This is a genomic window from Paenibacillus agricola (genome assembly GCF_011440305.1).
Lineage (GTDB): Bacteria > Bacillota > Bacilli > Paenibacillales > NBRC-103111 > Paenibacillus_S > Paenibacillus_S agricola.
Map to the genome: position 1 here is coordinate 98,204 of NZ_JAAOIW010000021.1, position 12,697 is coordinate 110,900.

Genomic DNA, 12,697 nt, shown 5'->3' on the forward strand with positions numbered 1-12,697 from the left:
CGAATTGAGCATTGATGGAGCTCAATGGGGAGGGGCACATTTTCAATACATTGGATACGGTAATCAAAGCCAACCTGATGTAGAACATAACAAAGAGTCTGTGCGGTTTTCAAACTGTAATTTTCAAAATGGTCTGATTACAGGTTGTAATTTATCTAATGCTAATTTGGAAAACTGCGACATTTCAGGACTGGTCATAAACGGAATCAACATCGAGAACTTAATTAAGCAATATCAACCTATCGAACAAAAATAACAAGTCTACTTGTTGAACTATCGGAGACGATAACGACATGACAGCAGGCTGCCGATGATGTCGGCAGTTTGTTAAACTATCGGGCAGGAGAGTTGAGAAAATTAAAGGAAGGAAGTGAAGAATATGGAATATCATAGATAGATAAAATGCGATTGGGGGACAAACATGCAAGAAGTTATCTCGGCAATTAAGAAGTCAGGTGTTCCATTTACACCAAATACACCATTACATACTTATACAACATGGAAAATCGGTGGTCCTTTTGACTTAGTGGTCCTTCCCCGTTCTGTAGAAGAAATTTCAGCATGTACCCGCATTTTTAATTCAGCAGGAATACCATCGATGATAATCGGCAAAGGATCCAATATGTTGGTTTCTGATGAAGGATTTCATGGGGCGGTTTTACGTCTTTCAGGAGCATTTGATACCGTTTCCTTTCGAGATGATGGTGTTATTGCTGGGGCAGGTTTTTCACTAATAACATTGTCACTTCAGGCAGTCGAATACGGTTTTACAGGGTTAGAATTTGCTGGAGGAATCCCTGGGACTGTTGGCGGCGCGGTTTGTATGAATGCTGGGGCTCATGGCTCCGACATTTCCCAGACATTGTCACGAGTGCTGATAATGAATGAGACAGGGGGACTCAAAACGTTAGAGGCTAAAGACCTTATCTTTGGCTACCGCAATTCGGTGATACAACATAAACCATGGGTTTTATTGGAGGCTACATTTTCCCTTTTACAAGGTGACCGCAACGCTATTGTGGAAAGGACAAAGTTGTTTAAAGAAAAGCGTATGCGGACCCAGCCTCTTAAACAACCCTCATGCGGTAGTGTGTTTCGAAATCCGTTACCTTTATTTGCTGCTGAGGTGATTGAATCTTGTGGATTAAAGAGTATCGGCGGGGCGAAATTTTCTGAAATACATTCAAACTTCATTGTGAATACAGGAGAGGCTACCGCCAAAGACGTATTGGCGCTAATTGAACTTGCTGAAGAACGCGCAAAGCAAGAACATAGTGTTACCCTTGTGAGGGAAGTTCAGTTTGTGGGATTCAACGAACGGGTACTATAGTTGAACAAACCATAAAAGGCTGCCACGTGGTTTTTAGTTAACGGGCAGATAGTTAAAAGTCTTAATACTGAAAAAGGATCTATTCATAAATGTCGCGAATTGTATTATTTTGGTATTATACAATAGGAAAAGAGTGGTTGAATGGGCTCTCGTATGATGCACTTGTTGATTGCCGATCGCGTTTCAACGAACAGAGGTCGTATGTTATTAGGTTCTATTGCTCCAGATGGTGATGAAATTAAGGGGGAAACGCACTTTAAGGGGACTAGGTATACGTTATCCGACGGCGCTCCATCTGAGTATGGACGATTTATTGCAAAATACCATGAGAAGTTCACTGATCCATATTATATTGGATACTTAACACATTTGGTTGCAGATGATATGTGGGCAACATTTATGTATTATAGCGGATTGAAGGATAGATTAAGAAATGAACCGAATTTTTATAAAGAATTGCACAAAGATTTTTATTTATGTAATGCAAAATTAGCAGAGAAATACGTTTCCGATGGTCTTTATGAAGCTTTGAACTTAAGTGATGACGTACCCAAATTAACGGAGATTGATAAAGAATCAGTTATGCGAATAAAACATCAAGCGTTAGGAGATTTCAAGTATCCTTCAGAAAATATTAGTGAACCTTTAACTATTGTTACTGTGGATGGTATTTGTGCTTACATTGAACGAGCTGCACGGAGGTCATTAGATGTTTGTTATCCTTGGTTAAAAACAATTTCTAATGTTAAGTCCGTCATTCTGATCCCAGTTTATTTCTAATCCTAATGCGATTGCGTTATTCCAAGTCATTGGAAAATAAGTTATATCTTCATAAAGAAACAACGGATATTGGTTGTGGACATTATCAAGAGGGGAGCCTTTACTGTGATAGGAAAAGCCGGAGAGGTAATTCCGTAACGGAGATTAGAGATTCTTGTCCTCCGACATATTTGTCGGACGACACAAACTTTATCCCATAAAACTCCTTATTTTAGGGAGTTTTTTTAGTTATCGGATCAAGTTTATGTCGTTACCCCGCGACGCAAACCTGATCCGATTCTCGGTTGGCGACACAAACATTGTCCCATTACCGACTAATCAATCAGGAACGACAACCCGAAGTAAGAGTTTTAACGGCGTGGTGCTAAGCTACCATGAAAATTAACTTCCGGTTACATCGTAAAAAGACAATACTGAAGAAGACGCGGCTCATTCATTTTTTTAAAATGTGAAGCGCCTAGGATATTGAGATCGGTAGATCAGGATACTTCTGAAATGCTTACGTTATAACCTAAGCTTTCTAGTCTTCGAACTGAATTTCGCACAATCGATGCTTGTTTTTGTTTATCAAAAAAGTCTTCCCCTAAATCTACATACATCTCTTTTCGTGTTAAAAGATAATAAGCAATTCTTAGCATGGCGTGCGCGACGACGATACCCGCTCTTTTTTTACCCTTTCGTGCCGCTGTACGTCTATACATGGCTCCCAGATAATTTTTAGAGGCACCTACGGAATATGCGGCTTCCGTTAAGGCAGATTTTAAATATTTGTTTCCTTTTTTCCCTTTTGAAGATTTCCGTTTGCCTGCACTTTCATTATGCCCTGGCACGAGTGCTGCCCAAGAACATAATCGAGCTGCACTTTGAAACTGATTACCCACATCGGTTCCGATTTCAGCTAAGATTTGTTCAGCCATACGAGTGGCAATCCCCGGTATAGAATCTAATCGTTCAATATCTTCTTGATCCGAGCTGACTCTCTGGGCAACCTCTTGGTCGAGAGCTTCAATTTGTTCGGTTAGAAAGTCAATGTGTAGTAGAATGGTTTTGAGCATCATGCGTTGATGGGGATTGACATAGCCTCTAAGAGCGAGCTCAAGTTGTTCCTTCTTCTTTTTCATGGATCGCCGAGCGAAGTTTGCTAAGGTCTGTGGATCATCTTCACCGTCTGCGATGGCGTGAAGCATATCCTTAGAGGAGACACCCATAATATCTGAAACGACAGAGCTGAGCTTGATGTTGGCTCCTTCTAAAACCTTTTGAATCCGGTTATGTTGTCGGGCTCGCTCTTCAATGATACTACGGCGGTACCGAACAAGTTCCCGTAGTTCCCGTTGATTTCGGTTTGGAATGAAACTTGCTTTCAAAAGTCCATGACGAAGAAGTTGGCAAATCCATTCCGCATCTTTGACATCGGTTTTACGTCATGGGAGAGCCTTCATATGCTGGGCATTCACCACTAAAAATTCAATATCTTCAGCTTCAAGCAGGTTAACAATAGGTTTCCAAAATACCCCTGTACTTTCCATCGCTACGTGGGTACATCCCTGCTGTTTAATCCAGTCGATTAACTGTAAGAGAAAGACCGTTTTCGTGGAAAACGTTTGAATCTCCTTTCCATTAGGTGTCAGTATACACGCAGTAATGGATTTCTTATGAATATCCATGCCACATGCGCGTTCAATGAGAATATCCATTGAAAAAGTTCCTTTCTATGGCTATTAGTAGTGGAGGCTGGTGCAAAGACCAAAATAGGATTAATCTACCATGAGTGCTTCCCAAAAGGGAGCGACAGTCTGTGATGCACCGTGGTCGTCGGAGTCAGACTAACGGATGGGCTCTACTGGCACCATAGCTCATCGACCTTCCTCACCCAGCCATAGTTTCAGTATAGGACAGTTTGTATCCATTTTCATCCTCTGTGGTGCAGCGCATCTTGCGCTGCATGAATGGCTAACGGGCAGTTTTGCATAATATTAGGATGTGAGTTTTCAAATGATCAGACATGAGCTACTACTACGTTTCCTTTGATCAACATTTAAAAATGTAAATTAATTTAAACTTGTCCAAATTGTACTTTAAACGAAACATCTAATAAAGTAAATGTATTAATAGATGGGTTCAAGGGAGGGTTGGATTTTGAAGATTCAACAAAAAGTAGTCGTTTCCGTGCTCCTGCTGTGGGTCATTTTTCTCCTCACATACTATGGCAATGTCTTACTGAATCAGAATGAAGTAGAGAAGAATACCGCCTCATTTTTGAAAGCCGTACAGGCACGAAACATTAGTGTAGCCCCAGATTTTTTCGGGAGTTCTTTAGATATTGAAAATGTAAGAAAGTCCCTTAGGGAAGATGGCTTCCGACTGCTATCAAATGACTACGTTAAAGCGGATTATGACGATGGTTGCGTCTGTACTGGACATGTAGATTTGACTTTTGAAGTGGACGGGAAACCCTTGAAGGTATCAGCAATTTTTACAGTTGGACCAGGAAACAAGCCGTACCAAATCTGTGTCCTTACACCGTCAGGCATCGAGAGGGGGTCTATTTCTGAGTTATCAAAATGGAATCTCCACGCATGTGTGGGCGGCGACTTTTAATCTATGAATCAGAAATCCACAGTCGGACATTAAACTAACGAAAATATCGTTCAATATAAGGGGCTACCGCATGGCAGACATTTACTCTGCTAACGGCAGTGAGGTAGGTTAAATAATATGGTTTGGTAGAGTAGAACTTTATATTGGATTTTTCGTCTAAAGTTAAGAACTTAACCCATCCAAAGAGTTATTGGAGGAATTAATGAAATCTTATTACCGTATTCTGTTAGCCTTAATCGTGGCTGTATTTATGTTTTTATCTGCATGTGAAAGAAACAATGATTTGAATTCAAATGGGGGTATAAATGATAGTAAGCCCAGTATCGTGGTAATCGGATCGGAAATTGAAGGAATTTACCTTGCCAGTACAGCGATGGATGAAGGGGGATATACTTTTGGGTATAGCATATAGGTTAGGATACGTGGCTATGGTGGTGTGGTTATTCTATGTGCTTTATGCCATACAACACGTGGACGCATGGAATGATGACGGTCGGGCTGCAATCGGTATTTTTATTGGTTTTGTCGGATTGATTTTATTCCCCGTCTATTTTGTTCTTGTTTATCTTTTTGGAAAAGTAGTACGGGCGGGGAAACATCGCTAAGCTAACGGCTACGATAGTGGAGGAGCTTGCTTCGGGCAGATCCTTTTTTTGGCTATTAAAGTAACTGGGCAGAATAAAGTAACAAAGGCGTTGTAACCATCCAGTTCTGTTATCCCATTATTACGGTAAAATAGGTGTAATCCCCAATAATGAACGGAGTGATATCTATTGTTTGAAATTAAATATGAGATCTTTGAAGATCATATTTCCAGACTTCGCGTAATAGACATCCAGACTTTTAATAAAGATTATGATCAAATTTACGGTTGTTTTACCCTAATTGTTAATGGAATCGAATATCTTCAGTTCCCATCTCCCGAGATGAGGCTGGAGACAAAACATATTTTTTCGGAAGTAATACTCACACACTTTGAATTTCTAATTGAAGCTTACTTCGAGCTAATTATTGGCGATTACATAGCTTTAAAATATATAGAGAATCCATGGACATGGCTAGAGTTTATTCGGAATGGCAATAGTCTAATTGTAAATGAGTATCATCACGATAAGTTTTGTCAACAAGCACTGATAACTGACCGTGAGTTTCTTGTTAATGCAGACAATAGGGGCATTGTTAATCAGACAATAACGTGGGATGAATTCGAGAACGAATTAGTACGAAAAACTAAAGAACTGCTGAGCGTAATCGAACAAACCAATCATAATATCATTCAAGCCCCCTGTTTCAGTAAAATTAAAGATTTTAGTAATCGGTTGAGCTAACGGCTACAAGAGTTGAGGACCCTGCGTTCATCTATTTGCTTGCTAAAGTAACGGGGCAGATTAAGTCGTTGTGCTGCGGGACACTTTAGCTTAAAGAAATAACTTGTTATTATTTTAAAATGGGTATGAAATATACATACTCCGGAACCAAGCTGATAGTAATAGTAATATGGATAGTTTTCGTATAATACGTTAGCTCAATATGAAATAAAGTATTATTTATTTGGAGGAGATTCATATAGAAAGTTCTATTAAAGACAAATTTACAAAAGAAATTTTTTTAGAGGCAGCAGGTCGGTTTGGCATTAACTTTGCAGATACGTGTTTTTAGGGAAACGTGATTCTATAGAAGTAATATTAAGAATTGCTCATAGCTCACATAGGGGTAAGGATATGACTCTTGCTGAGATCGAGTTTATTTCATATCTAGCGGATTCCGGAATGACGGTATCGAAAGCTTTACTTTCTAATCAAGGTGAATATGTTGAAGTTATTGAACATGATGAAAACTCTTTTGTAGTGACTGCCTTTGAATTCGCTCCAGGCAGAAGGGCTGAAATCTGCGTCGAAAGTGATATCTTTTATGAACGAATTGGGAGGTTTACTGGGAAGATGCATAAGCTATCAAAACAGTTTTCTCCTATTCAAAAAAGGTATGATTGGAATGACAATCCAGCTATTACAGAATTTCAAAAATATGTACCATACGAGATGCTTCAAAAGAAACTTGAATTATATTTAAGTCAAATTCAATCATTGTCAAGAGACAGTGATTTGTTTGGGCTTATTCATGGAGACATTAGTCCTGGGAATTACCTGAATCATGAAGATCACCCGAGCATCATTGACTTTGATCAATGCGAGTATAGTTGGTTCGCTTCTGAAATTGCAACATCAATATTTCATGAAACTCCAATTCCATTTATTATTGCAGATGTAAATACTAGAAAGGCAATAGCAAAACGTTTTTTTTCAAACTTTTTTCAAGGATACACCAAGGAAAACACATTAAGCCGTAGTTCACTAGAAACTATTCCATTATTTATTAATTTAAGGCAAGCTATCGTTATTGGTCTTAAATACCGTAGTCTTGATATGGGTAACTTTGTTAATTGGAATGATTATAGTAAAGAAGCATTGACGTTTAATATCAACAATTTAATCAATGATATTCCGTTTATTGGACTTGGATTTCACAAGTCTTTGATGTAAATATGAAGAACATGTAATATCAGTGAGAATGTTAAGAATGCAAAAGGATCTCTAGTCCAGCAATAGTAATTTGCCACATCCTTGTCTAACTAACGCTGTGCGATAATAGTTTACAACTTACTTCAATAGGCTTAACGCTCGCTCAACGAACGGGACACTAGAGCTCAATAAGTAACCGGGACGAGGCTGCCGACACTAACGGCAGCCTTCGCTCACCTAACGGGCAGAATTGTTTAATTTACCATCCTTCGTTAAATTAAATTTGTATTCGGTCAGGCCAGGACTGTGCACATTAGCAATCCATGAGAAACCGGACATGCTGTTGGATGATAAAATGTAGACATAAAGGAGGCTGCATATGGAACGTGTAATCTTGATGATGAATGTGCGAGAAAACCAGGGAGGAGAGTCAGTCGCATGGCAAAGATCGTTTTCGCATTGAACCAGTCTCTGGACGGATTCGTCGACCACGACCACACGGCATTTCAGCCCGACCCCGTGCTATTCCGTCATTTCATCGACGACGTGCGCGGCCTGGCGGGCAGCCTGTACGGGCGCCGCATGTACGAGACCATGCGGTATTGGGACGGAGACCATTTTGAATGGGATGCGCCGGAACGGAAATACGCAGCGGCGTGGCAAAGCAAACCGAAGTGGGTGGTGTCGAGGACGTTAAAGTCCGTCGGTCCGAACGCTTCTCTGATCGAGGGCGACCTCGCAGCGGCCATACGTGGGCTGAAGGCTCAGCATGAAGGGGAGATTGAAGTTGCCGGGCCGGAGTTGGCCCACAGTCTAACGGAGCTCGGTCTCGTTGATGAGTATCGACTCTATCTCCATCCAGTCGTGCTGGGTCACGGCAAGCCGTTCTTCGCCGGTCCGCGGCCGCCGCTGCGCCTCGTGGCAAGCGATCGAATTGGCGAGAAGGTGATCAGGTTGACCTACGTTCCAGCTTAGTTGTGCGGTTGACCCAGCGGCCTAAAGGGCACGTTACTTTAATAGGGATTCTCCAGAAGCATAAGAAAGGCTCTACAAGCCATTTTCTTTTTCTTGGTCGAAGATTACTTCGCAAGAAAGGGGAAAGGTGGTAAAATAGGGTCTTTCCTGTTTGTTTGATGTCGGGTGACAGGAGTGGGGTCTGTAAAATAGAAAGTGGAACCTTTGAAACGGATATAAATGGGACATACTAAGTTCAATAGAACATCCTGCTGGTGCACTCAAGACTTAACTAAAGAATAAGAATAAAAGACGTATATCCACCTGATCGGCTGACTCAGGGCAAATTACAGAAGATGCAGCAAATGTATTAAAGCACAACTAAACCTTGTGATCCGAAATAAGGGAAAAAGGTCCACGCAGCAACCTGCAAGTGGGTAAGACTGCCATCATCATTAATTTGAAAGACCGATACTGTACCCTGATTCCCGTTAAGTGTATAAAGATATCGTCCATCTTTACTTACTTCTATATTCATCGGTAGACCGGTTGGTATTCCTGCCGGAGTGCTGGTAACATGTCCAATTGCTGTTAACGCTCCGCTGCTATTAATTCGATAGATAGTTATGGTCCCACTTAAGGTATTGGTCGCATAAGCAAAACGTTCATTCTTCGTTGTCGTCACCCAGCAAGTGGCCTTTTGGCCGGTTGGTACAGAGCCACTAATTACATGAAGGATCCCGTTGTCACTTAAAGTATAGGAAGAAAGCGCATTAGAGTCCAATTCTGTAACTAAAAGCAGCCCTGTCGAAAGGAAATAAGAGCCAAACGGCATCTTACCATAGGACTCATTAATCATTGGCCCTGTAACTGTGCCATTTCTATTAACGTTGTATACACTAAGATGGCTTGTCGTAAGCTCAGGTATAACCATTCTACTGCCATCTGGAGTAAATAGGACTTGCGCGGGTTGAGCATTAATGGTGCTGAGAGAATGGATAGATCCAGGAATAGGGGTAAGATGTCCGTTACCTTCTATACGAAAACCAGAAATATTCGAATGAGATTGATTGGCGGGATACCCCACATTGGAGACGTAAAGAAGGTTACCAAATACACCTACGCTATTGGGTTGAAAGCCTCCCGAGGGTTTTACATCCACAAGAATAAGATGCCCATTTTCAGTTACCATAAAGCTGCTTATACTATGGCTGCCTGTATTAACCGCAAAAAGGAACCGACCATCAAGGGACAAAGTGAGAGAGCCTTCCGAATGAAGAGGATCGATTCCATCGTTTGGTGTTGCAGTTGAGACTTCCTTTGTCCCCGTACCCTTTCCGCTGGTTGGATAAGACGCCATAAAGGTGAGCAATCCATTCATACCCCGGTAAAACGCAACAACCTGATTCATTTCACTCATATTGGTCATCATATATATCATGCTCGGCATGTATCGGTACTCCCCCTACTCTTTTACCGGATTTTTTATCGAGTTATGATCGAAGGTTTTCAGTTTATTATATTGTTCTATTTTACATTTGAGACCAAACCATGACTCATCGACTAAGCCCAAACCAGCGTCAAAAATTCTCGATTCTGGTCTCGAAGCTTGAAATACCGAATCCTCATTTTTTATTTCCAGGCACCGGGTGGACAAGTATTCCAACTCGTCGAAAAAAACAGCTACTTTAAATACGAGGCATCAGTGCCAGCGTCTTACTGTTTTCTCGGTGAGATCGGTTTCATCTATCCATAACCTCGTATCTAGGTCTTGCTCGTTTTTTTGCAGTACGTTGGCTCCCGCAAAATCCGGACAAGGTATCCAGTTGCTCTCTGATCTGGTAAGTCAGGACGCGGCAAATGTACTGCTTAGTTCAACAGTAAAAAACAACAGGTTTGAGTCACGCATACCGCGGGTATAATGGTTGAGGATCTCACGAAGCTCTAAGTTAGTTGGAAAAACATTGCCTTTCCAATGCGGATATGGGACATCCTAGACATGGAGCTTCGAGAGATCACCGATATGCAGCTTGGGTCTAGTCCTCCTTTGGGTGGCCAAGTTTCACGAAGCCGACCGTTTCCGCAAACATCAACGAGTTGCGGGACAACTCCCATGGGATGATAAGGACCGAGGTAGATCCACTCACGGCGACAGCCATCTCGGTCACGTCTTCCCGGATGGCCCGGCTTATCGCAGTGGCCTACGCTACTGCATCAATTCCTCGTCGCTCCGATTCATCCATCGCGACGACATGGAGAGCGAGGCTACGGCAAATATCTCGATCAGATTGAGGAGGTTTAACATGCATCAGCGCGCTGTACTCGCTGGGGGATGCTTCTGGGGAATGCAGGACTTGATCCGCAAGCTTCCCGGCGTCGTCTCGACTCGCGTCGGCTATACTGGCGGTGACACTCCGAACGCGACCTATCTCAACCATGGCACTCATGCGGAGGGGATCGAAATCGTCTTCGATACAGCGGAGACGAGCTACCGGCGCATCCTGGAGTATTTCTTTCAAATCCACGATCCTACGACGCGGAATCGTCAGGGCAACGATATCGGCAGAAGCTACCGTTCGGCGATCTACTATGCGAGCGACGAGCAGAGAAAGGTGGCGGAAGAGACGATCGCAGACGTGAACGCGTCGGATCTGTGGCCGGGCAAGGTCGTCACCGAAGTGACGCCTGTCGGCGACTTCTGGGAAGCAGAGCCGGAGCACCAGGACTATCTGGAGCGATTACCGAGCGGCTACACCTGCCACTTCCCGCGCCCCAACTGGGTCCTTCCCAGGCGATAGGCCGGTCGGCCCGTCGAGTAGACAACAATGAAATAAGAGCACTAAGCAGCCTTAGTTCGGTACTCCATTGGACTAAGATTGTTTAAGGTTTGTCGTCTGATGGATATCACGAGGCTTCGAGATCATGGGTAAACGGTGCACCTGCCCGGTTAGACCCCCATGCCGCTGCGCGGCGCCATCAGATAATGAAATAAAGTTATTTCAGGATCCGGATTTGCTATTGCAAATAGCCAAATAAATAAAGGCCCCAATCGGGGCCTTTATTTATTTGGCTATGTTAAATCCTAATGTTGATAATGACCAAATGAAAACCGCCTTTGTAAAAATGCGGTGAGGGAGTTGATAAAATCACGGGAATTGGGGATTCCACAAAAATAGTTACCCAGGAGAGACTCAGTAAATTTAATTGACCGGCAAGCTGTTGATCATTGTAATAAAGCATGTTTTTGCTTAAATCTTGGTCATCTTGAATATTGAAGAATGAGGTGTTAAAAATTAGCGGCATAAACAATAAACATTACGAATTGGCTACGTTCGCTGGAGGGTGCTTCTGGTGTATGGTATCGCCGTTTGAGGAAATGCCGGGCATCATCAAGGTCGTTTCCGGCTATACAGGCGGTCACAAGGAGAATCCTACGTATGAGGAGGTTTGCTCCGAGACTACGGGATATAGGGAAGCGGTGCAAATTACGTTTGACCCGGAGGTTTTTCCCTATGACAAGTTGCTGGACATTATTGGTCGCAAATCGACCCTACCGATCCGGGTGGGCAGTTTCACGACAGAGGAGAATCCTTGCGGACAGCTATTTATTCCATAATGAGGAACAGAAGAACAAGGTGGAAGCATCGAAGCGAAAAATTGCCGAGAGCAGTCAGTTCAACAAACCGATTGTGACGGATATTTTACCGGCACAATCGTTCTATCCTGCAGAGGATTATTTCAGTGCTTCGTCATATTTACGTCGCGCATGTGCCCAGCATACCACAAGAGTCACACTAGCGACCTTATGATAGCCCGCGTAACCATCGACATGCGTCCTGTTATTCAACCATCCCGTACTTTTTTCAAGGGCAAACATTGTCCCATAAATTTCGTGTTATTTATTAGTTTTTTCATTTATGAGATCAAGTTTGTGTCGTCAGCTCGCGACACAAACTTGATCCGATTTTCGCTTTGCGACACAAACATTGTCCGATTACCGCGAATCTTAAACTGCCATTGACCTACAGTGTAAACTAGATAATAGCCGATGCAGGAACCTTCAAGAGATGACGGGAGCTCCCGTTATAAGCCGATTATTTTAAAGAGATTTTCGAAGCTGTACAGAAGGAAAAAGAGCGCAAGGCATACCTTAAAATTAATTAATCGGAGATCGGAAGAAATACTTCAACTACTTCAACTAATATGCGCTTAGTAGTTATTGATTTGGTGGAAAAGCTATCGTCCCCGCATACGACACATGTGGAGTGCTTAATATTGATGATTCGTAATCAGTAGATGAGATGTGAGAGTATTCGCTCAATAGTATTGTTTATGCTAACTGCCCCTTAGCTCAGTTGGTAGTCCGTGGTTGGGTATTTAACAACCCCAAAAGAATTGAATACCAGGGGATCAGAACTATCACGGGGAATTAGCTTAGGTTTTGAGTGAGTGAATAGAGGAGTTGGGGACGAAATGGGGACGTGAGCTATTCACGTCCCTATTTTAATCGTGA

The 12,697-nt window shown here is 42.5% G+C and carries 11 protein-coding genes and 4 pseudogenes; 12 read left to right on the plus strand and 3 right to left on the minus strand.

Annotation, left to right across the window (positions count from 1 at the left end):
• Positions 1–4: 4 nt before the first annotated feature.
• The 3 genes from G9U52_RS33725 (at position 5) to G9U52_RS33735 (ending at position 2,110) form a co-directional block, all read left to right on the plus strand.
• The gene (locus tag G9U52_RS33725; RefSeq protein ID WP_166156166.1) at positions 5–256 is read left to right on the plus strand and encodes a pentapeptide repeat-containing protein; all 252 of its coding nucleotides are present in this window, start codon (positions 5–7) and stop codon (positions 254–256) included.
• Between the two features lie 165 nt (positions 257–421).
• A complete protein-coding gene (gene murB, locus G9U52_RS33730; RefSeq protein WP_166156169.1) occupies positions 422–1,330 on the plus strand; it encodes a UDP-N-acetylmuramate dehydrogenase in 909 nt (302 codons plus the stop codon).
• Between the two features lie 141 nt (positions 1,331–1,471).
• Complete coding sequence (locus G9U52_RS33735; protein WP_166156172.1) at positions 1,472–2,110, plus strand: hypothetical protein; 639 nt, start codon at positions 1,472–1,474, stop codon at positions 2,108–2,110.
• Between the two features lie 479 nt (positions 2,111–2,589).
• Here the strand turns inward: G9U52_RS33735 and G9U52_RS33745 are convergent.
• Positions 2,590–3,807, minus strand: a pseudogene (locus G9U52_RS33745) (IS110 family RNA-guided transposase).
• A gap of 442 nt (positions 3,808–4,249) precedes the next feature.
• Between G9U52_RS33745 and G9U52_RS33750 the strand changes: the two are divergent.
• From G9U52_RS33750 to G9U52_RS33775, 6 genes are all read left to right on the plus strand, one after another.
• Positions 4,250–4,711, plus strand: coding sequence for a hypothetical protein (locus G9U52_RS33750; protein ID WP_166156175.1), 462 nt, complete (start codon positions 4,250–4,252; stop codon positions 4,709–4,711).
• Between the two features lie 202 nt (positions 4,712–4,913).
• The gene (locus G9U52_RS33755) at positions 4,914–5,123 is read left to right on the plus strand and encodes a hypothetical protein (protein ID WP_166155880.1); all 210 of its coding nucleotides are present in this window, start codon (positions 4,914–4,916) and stop codon (positions 5,121–5,123) included.
• Positions 5,124–5,133: 10 nt separating this feature from the next.
• Positions 5,134–5,316 carry a hypothetical protein gene (locus G9U52_RS33760; protein WP_243767717.1) on the plus strand — a complete coding sequence of 61 codons (183 nt, stop codon included), beginning with the start codon at positions 5,134–5,136 and terminating at the stop codon, positions 5,314–5,316.
• Between the two features lie 168 nt (positions 5,317–5,484).
• Positions 5,485–6,039: a hypothetical protein gene (locus G9U52_RS33765; protein ID WP_166156178.1), complete on the plus strand. Its 555-nt coding sequence runs from the start codon at positions 5,485–5,487 to the stop codon at positions 6,037–6,039.
• A gap of 321 nt (positions 6,040–6,360) precedes the next feature.
• Complete coding sequence (locus G9U52_RS33770; RefSeq protein ID WP_166156181.1) at positions 6,361–7,251, plus strand: phosphotransferase enzyme family protein; 891 nt, start codon at positions 6,361–6,363, stop codon at positions 7,249–7,251.
• A 417-nt stretch (positions 7,252–7,668) separates the two neighbouring features.
• Positions 7,669–8,205 carry a dihydrofolate reductase family protein gene (locus tag G9U52_RS33775; RefSeq protein ID WP_166156184.1) on the plus strand — a complete coding sequence of 179 codons (537 nt, stop codon included), beginning with the start codon at positions 7,669–7,671 and terminating at the stop codon, positions 8,203–8,205.
• Positions 8,206–8,554: 349 nt separating this feature from the next.
• Here the strand turns inward: G9U52_RS33775 and G9U52_RS33780 are convergent, their stop codons facing one another.
• Complete coding sequence (locus G9U52_RS33780) at positions 8,555–9,634, minus strand: lactonase family protein (RefSeq protein WP_166156187.1); 1,080 nt, start codon at positions 9,632–9,634, stop codon at positions 8,555–8,557.
• Positions 9,635–10,224: 590 nt separating this feature from the next.
• Between G9U52_RS33780 and G9U52_RS42140 the strand changes: the two are divergent.
• From G9U52_RS42140 to msrA (G9U52_RS33795), 3 genes and pseudogenes are all read left to right on the plus strand, one after another.
• Positions 10,225–10,448 (plus strand): annotated as a pseudogene (locus G9U52_RS42140) (peptide-methionine (R)-S-oxide reductase); the annotation flags it as partial.
• 39 nt (positions 10,449–10,487) lie between these two features.
• Complete coding sequence (msrA, locus tag G9U52_RS33790) at positions 10,488–10,982, plus strand: peptide-methionine (S)-S-oxide reductase MsrA (protein WP_166156190.1); 495 nt, start codon at positions 10,488–10,490, stop codon at positions 10,980–10,982.
• Between the two features lie 557 nt (positions 10,983–11,539).
• Positions 11,540–11,921: pseudogene (msrA, locus tag G9U52_RS33795) on the plus strand (peptide-methionine (S)-S-oxide reductase MsrA); the annotation flags it as partial.
• Here the strand turns inward: msrA (G9U52_RS33795) and G9U52_RS33800 are convergent.
• A pseudogene (locus G9U52_RS33800) lies at positions 11,921–12,016 on the minus strand (IS66 family transposase); the annotation flags it as partial. The pseudogenes msrA (G9U52_RS33795) and G9U52_RS33800 sit on opposite strands and share 1 nt — an antisense overlap.
• Between the last annotated feature and the right edge of the window lie 681 nt (positions 12,017–12,697).

What these genes read in the sequence shown, in the direction of transcription:
- murB (WP_166156169.1), top strand. Translation starts at nt 422, where the DNA reads ATGCAAGAAGTTATCTCGGCAATTAAGAAGTCAGGTGTTCCATTTACA.
- G9U52_RS33735 (WP_166156172.1), top strand. Translation starts at nt 1,472, where the DNA reads ATGGGCTCTCGTATGATGCACTTGTTGATTGCCGATCGCGTTTCAACG.
- G9U52_RS33755 (WP_166155880.1), top strand. Translation starts at nt 4,914, where the DNA reads ATGAAATCTTATTACCGTATTCTGTTAGCCTTAATCGTGGCTGTATTT.
- G9U52_RS33775 (WP_166156184.1), top strand. Translation starts at nt 7,669, where the DNA reads ATGGCAAAGATCGTTTTCGCATTGAACCAGTCTCTGGACGGATTCGTC.
- G9U52_RS33780 (WP_166156187.1), bottom strand. Translation starts at nt 9,634, where the DNA reads ATGCCGAGCATGATATATATGATGACCAATATGAGTGAAATGAATCAG.
- msrA (WP_166156190.1), top strand. Translation starts at nt 10,488, where the DNA reads ATGCATCAGCGCGCTGTACTCGCTGGGGGATGCTTCTGGGGAATGCAG.